Genomic DNA, 15,398 nt, shown 5'->3' on the forward strand with positions numbered 1-15,398 from the left:
GGGCAGTTTCACCAGGAGCAGCCGGCCTGGGTCAGGTACACGATCGCGGCCAAGACTGCTCGGTCGTCGGTCCGGCGGCGCCCACCTCCCTGGTGGCGGCGAGGCGGGGTAGGGATCAACGGTTCAGCGATGTCCCAGAGATCGTCCGGCGCCCAGGTACGGACCATGTCATCGATCACGAATCAGAGACCATGCCGCAGACCGGCGACCATCCAAATGAGACACGCCCTAAATGACATGTCCGAGTACGACCTCACAAGTCCGCGCGGAGGTTGATGTGTCGCGACGACCAGCCGCTCGGTATGGATGCGGCCGGGATCAGTGCGAGTCACCCTCCTGATAGGGCTGTGGCACATTTTGCAGGGCGTCGATGTCTCGCTGGCATCGCTCGGCATGCTCCGCGCGTTCGGATTCGCTCAGTTGGTCGTACCACTCCGTGAAGCCGATGAGCCCCGGCTGCATGGCTTCGGCGTAAAAGGACGCGTTCAGGGATTGGGCCCAGCCGGCGCTACCGTTACGGATGCCGGCTGCAAGTTCGCGCAGCCGTTCGTCACTGCCGTTCTCTTCGAGATGGGCGAGCAGCTTGTCGACGAGTCGTTCTTGTCCGAGGTCGCTCATTACAGCCCGCTACCGGGGTGCCGGTAACCGCTGCCGGGAAGCGGATACTGCGACAGAGTGCCGGTGCTGGCCGATGCGGCTTGGATCTCGCCGACGACGGTCCCGACGAGCGCGGAAGCGGTGGCGATGAGCTTCCTGGCCTTGTCCGCCATCTCGGCTATCTTGTACGCCTCGTAAGCGGCGACGCCCCAACCGGTCACGAAGCCGACTCCGGTTTCGATGGTGGCTGTTCCTGCCGACGCCGCGACCGCACCGATCATGGCCGCGTCCATGATGTCCTTCATGATGCCGGAAACGGTCTCGCCGATTCGGTAGGTACCTTCTGCGGCCTTCTGATAGGACGCCGCAAGATCGTTCAGGGAGATCTGCTGAGCGCTGATCGTGGCACTGAGATCGGCGAAGTACTTGAATGCTGCGTCGCTGGCGTTGCCGTCCCAGGAGGAGTCGAGCTCGATGTTGCCGTGGGAGACGTTGATACCGATGTCCTGCACGGCGTTGGCGAGGTTGCGGTAGGCGCCCGCGGCTTGCCAAACCAGCTCCCAGTCCCCGGCGAAAACCTTGGCGGCTTCGCCGAAGATGTCGTAGCCGACGATCTGCTTGACGAACTCATTGACGATGTGGCTGGGGCTTACCCAGTCCAGCACCGATGCGGGGTTGGAGAACGGCTGGCCTAGGATCGACTCGGTGCGTTCGGCCGGATTCTTGAGCTGACCAACGGGCTCTGCCACGTCGTTGAAGGCCACGGCTAGTCCCTCCGCGGCTGAGCACGGGGAACTTCGGGATAGGCCTTGTCGACCGTGGCTGCCGCCTTCGCGTCGGTCTGCCGATAACGGGTCGCTGCCGCAGCCATCTCGTCCCGCGAGGAGTCGAGCAGGGCGACCATTTGGTCCAGCATCTCACTCAGCTTCTGACGCACAGCCACATGTTCGTAGCAGATTGGATTGATCAGTCCGTCTATGCCCGGCGACAGGTCAGGAACGTTGCCGGCGAAGTACGCCTTGCATTGCTGCGCGTCATCACGCGCTCGGGCGAGCAGGTTGGAATAGCCGCCGAGAGCCGGCGGATCGACAGAGAAGGTCACACAGGTCCCCGTGGTAGCGCGTGGTCGGCAAGGGTCAGGTCGTGAGTGCGCGGACGCCGAAGAGCAGGGCGGTTCCCACGGTCACGATGACCGCTCCGATCTTGAGGAAACGGGCAGACACCTCGGGCTTGCCGGCGAGCATGCTCCGAACGACGAACACCAGCCCGACGAGGTTGACAGGCCCGGCGATGAGCAGCGGGGTGGCGGCTCCGTCAGGAGCGGCCTCGTCGGTCGCCACCAGTGTCATCATCAGCAGCGGCGCGACGGCGAGGAACACCAGCCCAAGCCCCAGATACCAGCGCAGCTGCCGTGTCTCGTCGATCACCCGAAATGTCCCTTACTTGGCCGAAGAGTTCCGTGGAGGATAGCGGCATCAGCTGGAGCGAGCTATCCCCAAGATCACGACCAGAACGTCGGTTGACCGACACCTTGCCCCAGGAACCACCAGGCCGGGCGCGTCTGATCCTCCGCTTGGAAGACCGGGGTGGGTCCGTCCGACGAACAACCGGCCCGGGACTTCTGCCGGTGCGTTGGGCGCTCGACTTCGTCGGCCGGCCGCGTGATCGCAGGATGCACTGGCCGAGGTCGCCGGGCTCGCGGTCATCCGCGAGCGAGGCATCGACGCGGGCGTGAGGGCTCATCCCGAATGACTGTGTTGGCCAGTCGGCGGTAGGGCCGTGGGGCGCTGTCCGGCCCGCTGCGTACACCGGGCCGGACAGCGGTTGACGTCAGCGGCCGGCTGTCTGCATCCGTCGCAGCGCGACAGATGCCCGAAGCCGATCCGGCGCGGCCGGGTCCACGACGACACCGGCGCCCTGGTCGGCCTCCTTGGCCCACCCCTCGAGGCGCGCGGCGAGCCGCTTCAGCCGGGCGTCGCCCGGCGGCACGTCGATGTAGAAGGCTCCCTCCATCGGTCGCGATGCATCGTCACCGCCCCATCGCACGACGCCATCACACTCCGCGAGAATGTCGCGCACCATGGCGATCTGCTGCGGGTAGAGATTGCCGGCGGCCCCGGCGGGATAGCTGCCAGGGCGCAGCGCCAAAGCGGTGCCGGACCGGAAGTTCACCCCCGCCACGGTGCCGTCGGCGGCCGGGCTGTGGTGGCCGGCGGCCTCACCGGCAGCCAGCTCGTCCACGTCGTAGTGGAAGCGTCGGGCGACGTGCAGCAGCACCATCGCCGTCGCACCTGGTAGTAGGGCGACGGTGGCGTCGCTGCCTTCGATGCGGTGGTTCTTGGCCTGGCCTGCGCTGAGCTCGGGCCAGCCGTTGCCGGTGGCCTGCCCGGCACCGGGCGGGGCGGCACTCGCGGTTCCGGCGCCGGCGCCGATCGCCAGCCCGGCGGCGACACCACCCATTCCGGCCAGCAGCCGCCGGCGAGACAAGACAGTACGGTCATTCATCGCGGGCTCCTCGGAATGTGCGCGCTGGTTGGGGACGGATTCGGAGCCGCTCATTGGGGATAAGCCCTGGTTTCCTGGTCCACCAGTGCCTGGAACCGGTCGGCGAAGCCCTGGCAGAAGTCGTCCAGCGCAGCTCCGGGCAGCATGGACGGCATCGCTGTCGGGGATTTCGCGGTCTTGAGGATGAGGAACAGCCGGCCGCTGTCGATGATCGGCGTCGGACCGGGCATCAGCGTGGTCCGCGCGGCAGCCTTGGCGTTCGCGGCGTTCAGGAAGCGGCCAGTCATGAACGACCGGAACCGGCGCTTGTACCCGCCGCCACGGAGCAGCTTGTCGAGCGCGTCGGTGATCTTCGCGCCTGCACGCAACTCCATGCCCACGTTGAACGCGTCCACATCCTCGAGCGTGTCTCGCATCTTGAACGTGGTGTTCACCTCGTTGGCGAGCTTGTCCTGGCAGTACCTGAGGCCGGAGGGGTAGCTGCCGCTGTCGCGCCGCCATTCACCGTAGAAGGTCATCCAGTCGCCGGCCCACCCGGCGACGTCGGCGGCGTTCATCGTCGTGGGGTTCAGCGGCGGGTCGACCACCAGCACCCCATTGCAGGAGTAGGCCCAGTGCGGGATATGCGTGATGACACCTGTGCCGGGGTCTTTGAGCTCGCGCGGGGCGGTGAACCCGCGGCTCCTGGCCAGCTTGATGAAGTCCCAGTCCGGCTCGCCGATCAGCGAGTTGAAGATGTAGGAGTCGTAGACACCGGACCGCAGGAACTCCAGTACCAGCTGATTGGGGTTGCGGCTGCCGTGCTGCTTCGCCAGGTCGTACAGGCCCGACACCTTCTGAATGAAGCTGTCGGGCGACATGAACGTGGTGTTGAGCGTGCTGACGGCCGGATCGCTGTCCGGGCGGTATGCGTTCTTGTCGATCTCGATGGCGCCTGAGCCGGAACCACCGACGGTGAGCGTCTGGATCTGGTTGAACGACCAGTTCTCGGGAATCGGGTAGCCCATGTTGCCCGAGAACCCGGTGGACATGCCGGAGACGAACGACCAGCGGGCGGAGGTTCGGCGGCTGACATCCACACACACATTCCGGGATCCGTACACCCCGTGGACGTAGCGCTTGCCCTCGACGGCGAGGCCCGCCGCGACCCCGGTGAAGTAGGGGACGATCGCGTCATCGATGTCGTTCTGGGTGGCGTCGAAGTCCACCGCGAAGTAGATCGTGGTGCCCACATCAAACCCGTAACTGACGGCGGCCGCATGCGCCGCACGGGCATCCTGCAGGCCACGGTCGTAGGTGAAGTACGACACCGCGCCGCCGTAGTACTGCTGGATCGGGAAGACCTTCAGCCCATTCCTGAAGATGACGTCCAGTTCGCCCGGCTGGATCTTCTTGTTCAGTGCGCTGCCGGAAACGTTGTCGAGGTAGCGGCCGATGTACTGGTAGCCGGCCGAGCGCAGTGACGCGGCGCGGGCGTCCGTGAGTGGGGTACTGGCGTCGGCCGCGATCGCGGCGCGGTCGGGGTCGCCGGTGGAGACCAGCAGCTGACACCACGTCGCGAAGTCGCCTTGGCCCGTCTCGGGCAACGCGGAGAACTTCTGGAATTCACGGATTGCCCCCACGGCGGCGACGCCGAAGGTGTCCGAGAAGCCTTCGAAATAGGTGACCCCGGGCAGCCTGATCCGGTTGAACACCATGGCGGCGGTGAAGATGCTGACGAACGGACCGGAGGAACCGCCGGTGACCGGGTGACTTTTCAGCCCGGCCTTCGTGCCGGGACCGAACGTGCCGGTGGCCTTGTCGTCGGTCATGCCGAGCTCGAACTGGATGGCCAGGTACAGCGCCTTCTGCACGTCGCGGGAGAAGATTCCGTCGCACGGAACGAGGAAGAAGTCCCGGCGTTTGCTGTAGCGGCCGTTGAGCCACTGCTGGACCTTACGGATCGCTTCGGTGCCGAGACCCACCTTGACGAACGCGTCCATGGTGAGCAGGGCCTTGAATACCTTCGGCGGGAAGGTGTTGTCCGGGGCAGCGGGCAGACCGGCGTCGTACATCATGCGATCCAGCGCCCGTTTGGTCTCGGTGCCCCACTTGCCGTCAAATCCGCTCGGGTCATATCCCTTGCAGTAGAACCCCGCCTGAACGATCTTTATCCTGTTGGTCGACCAATAGCTTGCGATATCACCCGATATTGCGGTGACGTTTGCCAGCGTCGTCGGTCCGAATGTATCCGACAGCGGGGTGATACCCAGCTCGTACTGCAGCGCCCGGGTCAGCGCGCGCATGGTGGCCCAGCCGGTGATGCCGTCCTCGGTCACCCGATTGAAACCGGCCACCGAGCCGTATTCCCGGTTCAGCCAAACCTGGACATCCAACACCCTGGAATCCATTAATGTATCCACTTTCTACTGACGGTCGGTCTGTCTGTTTGTAAGCCGATTGGGGCAGTTACCTGCTACCGCCCGGGGCCCCTTCTATGCATGTCGTGGCGGTGCCGAATGGGAGCACGGCTGCCGCCAGCACGATTCTGATGGCCATGCAGGGCATGATCTCGGCCGACCTTTCGGTCTGCTGTGGGTAAACGGCTACCCAGCCGTGCCGGCTCCCGACGTTCATGGCCTCACCCGGCAAGACCCAACCGGTGGACCCCTGCGGCCGGCTTAGATGATCAGGTGACAGTGCCTGCCGGGCTGGGCAGGTGTCACCGTTGCGCAGGTGAGCCAGCACGAATACGGCCTGCCGGCGGGATCCATCGCCGCAGAGGGGAACGCGGCATGTGCTTCGTCACCGGCGGCTGCGCGACCGGCCGATGCGTTCGGCGCCGCCACCGGAGCGTTCCAGGTACCGCCGCGAAGCGGCCGCCACGCGTTCCGGCGTCTCCGCCAGCTGCCCGCTGTCGAGGACCACGGCGTAGTCGTTGCTCTCCAGCCAGGCGGTCACGGTCTTGCGCACCGGCTCGGGGATCGCCGCCAGGGTCGCTTCGAGGCCCTTACGACGTAGTTTCCACACGACCCCCGTGGTCCTCGCGCCGTACTGTCGGGACACCGTCCGGTCACCCTGGTCCGTCAGTTCGCAGGACGCGATCGCCGACCACGGGATCGCCCACCCCAGGTTGCGGAACGTCACCCCGCTGCGGTCTATGCGCAGCGGGGGCTGGGCCAGGCGCCGGGACCGCCGGTACGCCCGCCACGCCAGCCCGACCGCCGCCGCCGCGAGGAGGACCGCGGCACCGAAGTGCCCACCGGTCAGCTCGATCGCGGCAGGGCCCGCGACGGCCAGCAGCAGGTAGCCGGGGACGGCGCATCGGGCGACGAACGACCGGCCCACCTCGAGCGGCTGCGCCGTCCCCGCCTGGTCGAGCAGCACCCTGCGCCCGTTGACCGGGCCGAGCATGCGATGCCACCCCTCCCAGCGGCGCTGGGCGTACCCCTCGCCCACCATGACCGCGACCATCGGGAGCAGACCCAGGACGGCGACCGCGAAGGGCCAGTCGTTGACGAGGGGAACCAGGAACACGGCGAACGCCACGACGAGCCCGATGCTCACCCGCATCACAATCAGGCGCGGAGCGTATCGGCCCCAGGCCATTGCCGCCACGCGCACGCCCGCGGCGGAGTGCGCCCGGCCCTGCTTCGCCTGATGGACCGCCTCGAGTCGTGTCCGGCGGGGCAGCGCCATCCAGGCCTGACGGGGATTCACGTCGGCAACGGTAACAACGGCCCGCTTGCCCTTCGGGGCGGTCGTTCATTCAGCCGGTCAGCCGAAGACGACTCCGGTGAGGGTGTAGTTCATGTTGCCCAGCCAGCTCTCGCCGAATGTGTGAAACCCGGCGGAGGGAGTGTCGCCGAGACTGTCGATGAACTTCTCCTCCAGATGCTCGGCGCCGATCTGCAGCTTGCGGTAGGCGCAGTTGAACAGCACCGCGCCGGAGGCGTGGCCGCCCACGTTGTCGACCGCCTCGCGCATGGCCTCGGTCGTGTCACGCACCATGTCGGTCGGCTTGAGCAACTCGACGTCCATGCCTTCGAGAATCTGGCAGGCGAACTTGATCCCGTTTCCTTCGATGACCGCCTGGGCACACCGCACCCACGGTTTCCCGTCGATCATCAGGCCGACCGGGTTGGCCGCGAACGTGCCGAAGTCGAGCTCGCCGACGGTCACCCCCAGGGCCTCGGCGTAGACGTCCGCGGCCGGGCGGCCGTCGATCTCCCGGACGATACGCAGCTGGTCGTCCGCCTTGGTGATGGCAAACGTGCGGCCGGCGGGCTCGAAGCTGGACGTCTTGACAATCGCATAGGGGACCGACAACTCCAGTATCAGCAGCGCCACGCCGTTCGCCGACACGGCGGAGCCGCAGTACACGGGCGTCTCGGCGAACTTCATGTCGTCGGCGGCGCTGCCTCCGACGAAGGACAGCAGCGGCGCCGCGTCGCCCAGTGCCTCGTTGACCTGCTCCTCGACGGCGTGCGCACCGTCGATCAGCATGAGGCCGACGTGCCGCTCGGGATCCAGGTCGCGCAGCGCGGTACCGAGCTGCTTCTCCAGCTCCCGAACCCCGGCGGCCACCCCGGCTTTCACATCGCCGCCGAGCTCGGCGAGCACAGCGGCGGCGCGGCTGACCACGGACGTGGGCAGAGCCACCGCGGCGAGGCCTCCCTCACTCATCCCCCGTTGATCGAACTCGCCCGCGGTGCTGCAGCCGATCGTGGGTACGTCCGGGAACCGGTTGGCGAACTCGGCGGCGATCAGGGTGCCGTCATGGTCGGGCCCGGCGAAGAACAGCACCGCGCCCGCATCGATGTGGTTCAGCTGCCCGAGCACATCGCGTACCGCGGTAGCGGTGTCGGTGGAGCCGGAGTGGCCGCTGCTAGCGTGTCGCGCCAATGCGGTGTCAGTCATCGGATGCCTCCTGGCCTAGAACTGGTATCCCATGTCGGCGAGCGCCGCGCGCACCTTCGTCACCACGGCGGCATCCGCGTTCTGGGCGGGCTTCGGGTCGCGGATGCTCACGCCGGTCCTCAGCAGCACACGCGTGGAGACCGCCATGAAGCTCGACTTGTTGTTCAGCTGCTGTTCCAGGCTCGCTGCCAATGTTGCGATGGTTGCCATCAGCACCCCCTCGTCAGTCCCTTGGCGCCGGAGCTCGTCGCCGTGGCGGCACAACGCGGGCAAAGGGTACAAAGACCAGCCTGCCATCGTCCGGGCAGTGCCGGGTGGGAATCCCGTCAAGGACCGCCCGGCCCTGGGCGGCGCTTGGATCCCCGGTCGTTCGGCGCGCGCTCAGCGCGTCGAGCAGGTCGATGACCCGGCCGATGTCCGGCACCCGATGATCAAACGCCCCGGCTCGTGCCAGACCTGACGGAATTGATCTCCACGTCGCTTCGCGGTACCGCACGCGCAGCATCCCCGGGCGAGAGGCTTCGTGATCGACCTGCTCCGCAGCCGGGTCGAGCCGGCGGGCACCAGGGCCACCCCGGACGGACTACCGATATTTGGGCTGATCCGGCCGGGCGCGCTCCGGCCCCGGCGCTGTGAACAATGTAACCAACATGGAGTTGGACGCCGGTAGGTCTTGTTAGGATTCCCCATTTCTTCAAGCCGCCACCATTTAAGGAGGGGACCTGCCCAAATGAATGTTGTGGACACCGCGCGCTATCCAGTGGACGAGCCGGGAAGCGACGCATGGGAACGCGTCGTTTCCCGAACACGCACCGAACTGCGCGAACTCGGATGCAGCGTGCTGCCGGAGTTCATTCTGCCGGGCAGCCGGGAGGCGCTGCGGCGAGAAGGTGCCGGGGTCGCCCCGCTGGCGTACTACGACGTTGAGGAGACCAACGTCTACAACATCGCGTTCGACGCCGACCTGCCGGCCGATCACCCGGGCCGCATCGTCATGCAGCGCGGCAACGCGTTCGTCCCGCGCGACCGGATCCCCACCGACAGCATCATCCACCGGCTGTACACCGACCCGTCGTTCGTTCGCTTCGTCGCCGCCTGCTTCGAACTGCCGGAGCTACACGAGCTCGCCGACCCGCTGTCCGCCCTGGTGCTCAACGTCGTGCAGCCCGGCATGGAACACCCGTGGCACTTCGACACCAACGAGTTCACCGTCAGCATGCTGACCCAGGAGCCGGAGGAGGGCGGCGTCTTCGAGTACTGCCCGAACATCCGTTCGGCGGGCGCGGAGAACTTCGACGCCGTCCGTTCGGTGCTCACCGACGCCGACCGCTCGCCGGTGCGGGCCCTGACGCTGCGCCCCGGTGATCTCCAGCTGTTCATGGGCCGGTACGCGCTGCACCGGGTGAGCGCGGTACGCGGCACCACCGCCCGGCACTCAGCGATCTTCGCCTACTCCGAGCGCCCCGGCGTGATGGGCAGCGTCGCCCGTACCCGGCAGCTGTTCGGCCGGGTCCTGCCCGCGCACCTCGACGCCGAACGCAAAGCCGTACGGGTCGACCAGTTGCTGGACTAATGATCGCGAGGAGCCCCGTGCGTTTCGACCAGACCGGAAAAGTTTCCCTCGAAGGCATCTACACGCAACCCGATCCCCGCGCCTATTTCAACACCCTGCGTGAACTCGACTATTGCATTCCCCAACTCGCCAAGCCCTATTTCCAGCAAATCATCGGGCAGTATCGCCAATCGCGGCAGGTGGCCGTCCCGACCGTCGTCGACGTCGGTTGCTCCTACGGCGTCAACGCGGCGCTGCTGCGCTGTGACGTCACCATGGACGACCTGTACGACCGCTACGCCGACACCGGGTGCACCCGGCAAGAGCTGCTGGAGCGCGATCGTGAGCTGGTCCGGTCGCACGGGTCCCCGGCCCGGTTCGTGGGGCTGGACGTGTCCCGGCCGGCGCTGGGGTACGCATCGGCGGCCGGGTTCCTCGACGATGCCGTGCGGGCCGACCTGGAGGCGCGCGAACCCACGGCGAGACAGCGCGCCCTGTTCGCCGATGCCGACATCGTGATCTCCACCGGATGCGTCGGCTACGTCACCGGCCGGACGCTCGGGCGCGTGGTCGGCTCCCGCCGGGACCGGCGGCCGTGGATGGCGCATTTCGTGCTGCGGATGTTCCCGTTCGAGCCGATCGCCGATCGCCTGGCGGCCCTCGGTTACCAAACGATGCGTGTGGACCGGACGTTCCGGCAGCGCCGTTTCGCGTCCGACCGGGAACAGCAGCAGGTGCTGGAGACGATGTCCGCCGCCGGTGTTGATCCGGAGGGTCTGGAGACCGATGGTTGGTTGCACGCTCAGCTCTACGTTTCCCGGCCCGTCGGCACTCCCGACCCCTTGACCTTCGACATCGACGAGTCGATGACCCAGAAGGCCGCCCGATGAGCACCGAATTCGAGGAGACCGAGTGAGCACGTTCGAAAACGAGGACACGCTGTCGCGGGTGCCGTTGCCCGCGCTGGAGGACACCTGCGCCCGGTTCCTCGAATGGTCTGCGCCGCTGCTGACGGAGGAGGAGTTCGCCGACACCGAGGCCGCGGTGCGGGAGTTCGGACGGCCCGAGGGTCCGGGGCCGAAGCTGCACGCCGATCTGGTGCGGTACAACGCGGATCCGGCCACGCACAGTTGGCTGGACGCGTTCTGGCCGGCGCGCTATCTCGGTCGCCGGGACCGGATCGCGTTGAACGCCAACTTCTTCTTCCTGTTCCGCGAAACCCGGTTGGACGGATTCGCCGAGCCGCAGGTGGAGCGCGCGGCGGGGCTCATCGCCGCCGCCGTCAACTACAAGACTCAGCTCGACGACGAACGCATCCCGCCGATCGCGACTCGCGGGAAGCCGTTGTCCATGGAGCAGCACAAGTTCCTGTTCTCCACCACCCGCATCCCGGGGCCGGTGCAGGACACCGTCCGAGCGCCGTACAGCGACGAGTGGCCGGGCCCGTCGACGGCGCGGCACATCGTGGTGTTCCAGCGCGGCAACGCGTACCGGATGAACGTGATCGGTCCGGACGGGCGCCCGTACTCCCTCGACGACCTGGCGGCCGGCCTGCGTGAGGTGCGCAAGGCCGGTGCCGCGCGGGCCACGACGGACACCGCGGCCGGTCATCTCACCACGATGGCCCGGGCCGAGTGGGCGGCGGCCAGGGACCGGCTGGCGGCCCTGGATCCCATCAACACGGCGGCGCTTGACACCATCGAGACGGCGCTGTTCTGCGTGTGCCTGGAGGACCTGACACCGGCCGACGACCTGGCGGCCTGCGATCAGTTGCTGCACGGCGACAGCGGCAACCGGTGGTTCGACAAGGCGGTGTCGCTCATCGTGTTCGCCGACGGCACGGCCGGCATAAATGTCGAGCACTGCGAGCTGGACGGCACCACCATCCTCAGCTTCGTCGACGCGATGCTCGCCGCGTCGCCTGAGGAGCACGCCGCGCAGTCCGGTGCGGCGGCGCAGGGGGTGCCGGCGATCGAGCCGGTCACGTTCGTGCTCGACGACGCGCTGCGGGCCGACATCGCCGCCGCGGCACGGTCGTTCGCCCAGTACGGCGCGGACACCGCCACCGTGACCCTGTCCTTCGACGAGTTCGGGGTGGACGAGGTCAAGCGGCTACGGATGTCGCCGGACGCGTTCGTGCAGATGGCCTACCAGCTCGCGCACCAGCGGGCCAAGGGCCTCATCGGTGCCACCTACGAGTCCATCGCCACCCGCCAGTACCGGCGCGGGCGGACCGAGGCGATGCGCGTCGTCACGCCCGAGGTGCTGCGGTTCGTGTCCACGATCGACGACCCCGCCGCGTCACCCGACGAGCGGCGGGCAGCGTTCCGGGCCGCGGCCGACAAACATGTCGAACGGGCGAAGCAGTGCCAGGCCGGTGCGGCACCGGAGCAGCACCTGTGGCAGCTGCAGCTGATTCAGAAGTGGCGTGGGGACGCGCTCGGCGTGCCCGAGCCGTCCCGGCTGTACGAGACTCCGGGGTGGCTCACGATGCGCGACGACTATCTGAGCACCAGCTCGGCGCCGTCGACCAGCATCCGCTACTTCGGGTTCGGGGCCACCAGCAGTCGCTGCATCGGGATCGCGTACGTGCTACTGCCGGACCGGTTCAACCTGTACCTCAGCACACCTCGCCCGGTCGCCGGCATGATGTACACGTTCGCCGACCGGCTCCGCGAAGCGTTGCGTGAGCTGCGCGACCTGCTCGACGAGCAGTAGCCCGGGCCGCGGGTCCGCCGCCAGCCGCTCGATCTCCGCGATCTAACGGTCGGCTTGACGGCGGACCCGGTCCCGCAGCTCTGCGTGTGCCGAAACCCGCTCACCTGTGGTGCTCAATGGGCGAGCTGTCACCGTTGGTGCGGAGCGTGTCTGAGAAGATCGCGGCATGACGTCTTCGCCGCGCTGGCTCAGCCGGTACCAGCAGGGGCAACGGGAGCAGGTCTGGCAGGAGTTGCGCCAGCTTGGAGGCGCGGCTCGGGAGCCTGAATCGGCGCAGGAGGCGCAGCTGGTCTGCGACGAGATGGCGCGCCGCGCCCGTCAGAACATCGAGGCGATCGTCGACCGGTTGTCGAGTGACGGCTACCGCTTCCACGCCAACGACGACGAGCAGACGCCTCTACAACCGCATACCCCACCAACCGTGAATGCGGCGGCCTACGTCGACTGGCTGGAGCAACGGTTCGGCGCCGTACCCATGACGCTGTCCTCCTGGGTGCGCATCGTCGGGGACGTCTGGTTGGTGGGCACCCACCCGGCGTGGTCCAGTTCGGCGAGCGCTGACCCGCTCGTGATCGAGTTGGAGGCGACCCGGTATCCCGCCGGGCAGTCACCTCGTAGGTATATCGAGGACGAGTGGGCGGACTGGAACGAGCGGCAGGCTGAATACCCCGACAACGGCGTGTTCGTGCTCCCCGTCGCGCCCGACCGCTTCCACAAGGACAACGTCAGCGGAGGCGAACCGTACGGCTTCGTCCTCCCGGACGGGTGCGTCGACGGGCTCTTCAGCTGGGAGACCACCATGCCTTTCGTGTCGTACCTGAATTGGGTCTTCAGCGAAGGCGGCTTCCCCTGGCCGTCCGGCGACGATGACCAGTGGCAGGTGAGACACCGACTCGTCCAGAATCTGCTCCCGCTGTAACCCGTCATGATCAGTCAGCTCCGACCTGCGCCGTACTGGGTGACGTCGCCGAGCCAATCCCTTCCCGTCGTCCGTGCCGCATGCCCCTCTCCCCGCCAGGTCGTGCTCGCACATCTGCCGCCGTCCGAGCGATTCTGCGCCCGCCGCCTCTCGAGCGGGCGCGGCGTGTCACGCCTTTCGCATAAAGATCAACATGTGGATGGACCACTGGCAGCTGGCGTGTTGTGGCGTCCCGTTCGAGATCGGGCCTGAGCGGCCCGGCAGCCTGCGCCCGGGTGATCGCCATGTTCGCTAAGGCGAGGTGAGTGGCGGCGTGCTGGGGTGATGTTGCTGCCTGCTGGCGACCGGGCCGTCGAAGGACCCCAGCCGGTGGTGAATCTCCGGCCCGGAGCCTTGTCGCCGCTGGCGGGGAGGGCTGCACGCCGGTGAGTCAGGCCTCCGGCGTGCAGCACCCCGCCGGACTACGGCTGGAGGGGCAGGATCGTGCAGGTGGACAACGCCGGCAGGCCCGCGAGCCGGTGGGTGAGCCAGTCCACGGCCGGGCCCTGGTCGGCCAGGTACGCTCCGGCGTGGTTCAGCACCGGGCTGCCGGCATCGGGCAGGACGATCGGGGCGTAGACGACGTCGCCGCCGAGTCGGCACCAGTCGACGGCGAGGGTACGGGATTGGGCGTGGGGTACGGCATTGTCGTTGACGCCGGTGGCCACCCGGACGACGCCGGCCGGCTTGCGGGTGCCGATGAGCTGCGCGTCGATGTATCTCTGCCAGCGGGGTTCGGTCCGGATGATGTCGACCATGGACTTGCCGTTCGCCGTCCACGTCGAGCTGCGCTGGTTGGCGTAGGTGAGGAGCGCGTCACCGGCGCACATGGTGGAGAGGTCCTTCAGCACGGCCCGGCCGGTGTCGTTGAGGTGCCGGTCGAGCAGCGGTCGCAGGTCCGGCTCGGATTGGACGAACCCGTTCACCGACCAGCCCAGCGTACCCACCAGCTCGGTGCCGTCGATCCCCGCCGTGACGTCGGTGATGTTGGCCGGCGGCGCGCCCGCATAGGTGGCCCTCAGCCGTACGTCGGGCGCGTATGACGACTGCAGTTCCGCGGCCGAGGCCACTGCGCCTCCGCCCTGGCTGTACCCGTAGAGGCCCACGGCGGAGTTGGCGGTGACCGACGTGTCCGGGAGCGCCTTGGCCGCCCGAGCGGCGTCCAGCACGGCGTGCCCGGAGTCCAGGCGGTTGACAAAGGTGTGCAGCCGGTCGGTGGCGCCGAGCCCGGGAAAGTCGGTCTCGACGACGGCGAGGCCCTTGGCGAGGAGCCCGTAGATGGCGAGGATCTCGTAGCCGATCGACACGGTGGACTGTTCCTGACCGATACCGAGGACCAGGCCGCGTTGCAGGGCCAGCGAGGTGGAGCACTGGTCGCCCTGGCCCATGGTGCCGGGTGCGAAGACGACCAGCGGGCGCGGTCCCGGCCCCAGCCAGGGAGCGGCCGGTTCGAGGTAGGCACCGGTGACGGCGACCGGCTTGCCGCCCGAGTCGGTGGACTTGTACATGATCCGGGTTGCGTTGCCGGGCAGTCGGCCGTTGATGCCCGGCAGTGACAGGGCCAGCGGGAGGGGCTCGGTGCGGATCAACGCGCCGTTGTCCGCCGGTAGCGTTGCGGGCGGCGTATAGAAGGCAGGAATCTCGATCCCTCGGGACGTGACGACATTGTCGGCAGCCCCGGCCGGGGGCGGGGCGACGCCCGCGCCCACGACCGATGCCGTCAGTAACGCGGCGGTTATGCGGGTGCGGATGGACATGTCGGGCCTCCGTCGGCTCAGCGCGATCCCCTCGTGACATCCATGAAACGTCGCGGCTACCGGACGGTAACTAACACAACTGATACAAACCAGAGTCATCGTTTATCACTCCGGCTTGGCTGGACCGCCGTGGAGTAAGGACGGCAGCTTGATGACACAGAGGGCAGCCAAGTGCACACGATCTCCCCAGGAGGCAGCCGAGGCGGCGCCGTCGTGGGCCGGTCACTCATGAGGGGGTGAATCGCCCAGGACCGCTCGGCTCAACTCCATACCTTCTCGAACGAGCCTGCGAACTGGCGGGCTGAGCTGCGACGACTCCGACCGGCCCGCTGAGGTCGGGACCTTGGTCCCGAGATGATCGGGCACTTGAGCTCAGGCGTGCCCTGGGCCGCTCCGGCAGAGTCGAAGGCAC

At 67.6% G+C, this 15,398-nt stretch carries 15 protein-coding genes; 4 read left to right on the forward strand and 11 right to left on the reverse strand.

Translation table 11 applies throughout. From position 1 onward, the window contains the following. Window positions 1-8 precede the first annotated feature (8 nt). From AB0B58_RS37870 to AB0B58_RS37915, 10 genes are all read right to left on the reverse strand, one after another. A complete protein-coding gene (locus AB0B58_RS37870; RefSeq protein ID WP_360234587.1) occupies window positions 9-167 on the reverse strand; it encodes a transposase in 159 nt (52 codons plus the stop codon). A gap of 151 nt (window positions 168-318) precedes the next feature. Continuing rightward, entirely contained in the window at window positions 319-618 is a 300-nt protein-coding gene (locus AB0B58_RS37875) for a hypothetical protein (protein WP_360234543.1), read from the reverse strand. Beyond that, complete coding sequence (locus AB0B58_RS37880) at window positions 618-1,361, reverse strand: hypothetical protein (RefSeq protein WP_360234546.1); 744 nt, start codon at window positions 1,359-1,361, stop codon at window positions 618-620. Before AB0B58_RS37880 ends, AB0B58_RS37875 begins: the two co-directional genes overlap by 1 nt. A gap of 2 nt (window positions 1,362-1,363) precedes the next feature. Then, the gene (locus AB0B58_RS37885; protein ID WP_360234549.1) at window positions 1,364-1,699 is read right to left on the reverse strand and encodes a hypothetical protein; all 336 of its coding nucleotides are present in this window, start codon (window positions 1,697-1,699) and stop codon (window positions 1,364-1,366) included. A gap of 34 nt (window positions 1,700-1,733) precedes the next feature. Then, entirely contained in the window at window positions 1,734-2,024 is a 291-nt protein-coding gene (locus AB0B58_RS37890) for a hypothetical protein (protein ID WP_360234552.1), read from the reverse strand. A gap of 403 nt (window positions 2,025-2,427) precedes the next feature. Next, on the reverse strand, window positions 2,428-3,156 hold the full coding sequence (locus tag AB0B58_RS37895) for a hypothetical protein (RefSeq protein WP_360234555.1): 729 nt from the start codon (window positions 3,154-3,156) through the stop codon (window positions 2,428-2,430). After that, window positions 3,153-5,480: a glycoside hydrolase domain-containing protein gene (locus tag AB0B58_RS37900; protein ID WP_360234558.1), complete on the reverse strand. Its 2,328-nt coding sequence runs from the start codon at window positions 5,478-5,480 to the stop codon at window positions 3,153-3,155. Before AB0B58_RS37900 ends, AB0B58_RS37895 begins: the two co-directional genes overlap by 4 nt. A 406-nt stretch (window positions 5,481-5,886) precedes the next feature. Continuing rightward, window positions 5,887-6,801, reverse strand: a complete 915-nt coding sequence (locus AB0B58_RS37905; protein ID WP_360234561.1) for a hypothetical protein — start codon at window positions 6,799-6,801, stop codon at window positions 5,887-5,889. 57 nt (window positions 6,802-6,858) lie between these two features. Beyond that, window positions 6,859-8,001 (reverse strand): FIST N-terminal domain-containing protein, encoded by a 1,143-nt coding sequence (locus tag AB0B58_RS37910; RefSeq protein ID WP_360234564.1) that lies wholly within the window; start codon window positions 7,999-8,001, stop codon window positions 6,859-6,861. A gap of 15 nt (window positions 8,002-8,016) precedes the next feature. Next, window positions 8,017-8,211 (reverse strand): hypothetical protein, encoded by a 195-nt coding sequence (locus tag AB0B58_RS37915; RefSeq protein WP_360234567.1) that lies wholly within the window; start codon window positions 8,209-8,211, stop codon window positions 8,017-8,019. Between the two features lie 520 nt (window positions 8,212-8,731). On the opposite strand from AB0B58_RS37915, the gene AB0B58_RS37920 reads away from it, so the two are divergent. The 4 genes from AB0B58_RS37920 to AB0B58_RS37935 all read left to right on the forward strand — a co-directional run bounded on the left by AB0B58_RS37920 (window position 8,732) and on the right by AB0B58_RS37935 (window position 13,190). Continuing rightward, window positions 8,732-9,574, forward strand: a complete 843-nt coding sequence (locus AB0B58_RS37920; protein WP_360234570.1) for an arpA protein — start codon at window positions 8,732-8,734, stop codon at window positions 9,572-9,574. Window positions 9,575-9,591: 17 nt separating this feature from the next. Beyond that, complete coding sequence (locus AB0B58_RS37925; RefSeq protein ID WP_360234573.1) at window positions 9,592-10,443, forward strand: hypothetical protein; 852 nt, start codon at window positions 9,592-9,594, stop codon at window positions 10,441-10,443. A gap of 22 nt (window positions 10,444-10,465) precedes the next feature. After that, window positions 10,466-12,271, forward strand: a complete 1,806-nt coding sequence (locus tag AB0B58_RS37930; protein ID WP_360234575.1) for a choline/carnitine O-acyltransferase — start codon at window positions 10,466-10,468, stop codon at window positions 12,269-12,271. A gap of 166 nt (window positions 12,272-12,437) precedes the next feature. Continuing rightward, on the forward strand, window positions 12,438-13,190 hold the full coding sequence (locus tag AB0B58_RS37935) for a hypothetical protein (RefSeq protein ID WP_360234578.1): 753 nt from the start codon (window positions 12,438-12,440) through the stop codon (window positions 13,188-13,190). A 461-nt stretch (window positions 13,191-13,651) separates the two neighbouring features. On the opposite strand, the gene AB0B58_RS37940 is transcribed toward AB0B58_RS37935, so the two are convergent. Further along, a complete protein-coding gene (locus AB0B58_RS37940; RefSeq protein WP_360234581.1) occupies window positions 13,652-14,986 on the reverse strand; it encodes a lipase family protein in 1,335 nt (444 codons plus the stop codon). Window positions 14,987-15,398: the final 412 nt, after the last annotated feature.

This window comes from Actinoplanes sp. NPDC049118 (assembly GCF_040648555.1).
Taxonomy (GTDB): domain Bacteria; phylum Actinomycetota; class Actinomycetes; order Mycobacteriales; family Micromonosporaceae; genus Actinoplanes.

Excerpts from the sequence above, each read along its gene's own strand:
- AB0B58_RS37935 (WP_360234578.1), top strand. The coding sequence starts at position 12,438 with ATGACGTCTTCGCCGCGCTGGCTCAGCCGGTACCAGCAGGGGCAACGG.
- AB0B58_RS37915 (WP_360234567.1), bottom strand. The coding sequence starts at position 8,211 with ATGGCAACCATCGCAACATTGGCAGCGAGCCTGGAACAGCAGCTGAAC.
- AB0B58_RS37895 (WP_360234555.1), bottom strand. The coding sequence starts at position 3,156 with ATGAGCGGCTCCGAATCCGTCCCCAACCAGCGCGCACATTCCGAGGAG.
- AB0B58_RS37910 (WP_360234564.1), bottom strand. The coding sequence starts at position 8,001 with ATGACTGACACCGCATTGGCGCGACACGCTAGCAGCGGCCACTCCGGC.
- AB0B58_RS37870 (WP_360234587.1), bottom strand. The coding sequence starts at position 167 with ATGGTCCGTACCTGGGCGCCGGACGATCTCTGGGACATCGCTGAACCG.
- AB0B58_RS37875 (WP_360234543.1), bottom strand. The coding sequence starts at position 618 with ATGAGCGACCTCGGACAAGAACGACTCGTCGACAAGCTGCTCGCCCAT.
- AB0B58_RS37920 (WP_360234570.1), top strand. The coding sequence starts at position 8,732 with ATGAATGTTGTGGACACCGCGCGCTATCCAGTGGACGAGCCGGGAAGC.
- AB0B58_RS37940 (WP_360234581.1), bottom strand. The coding sequence starts at position 14,986 with ATGTCCATCCGCACCCGCATAACCGCCGCGTTACTGACGGCATCGGTC.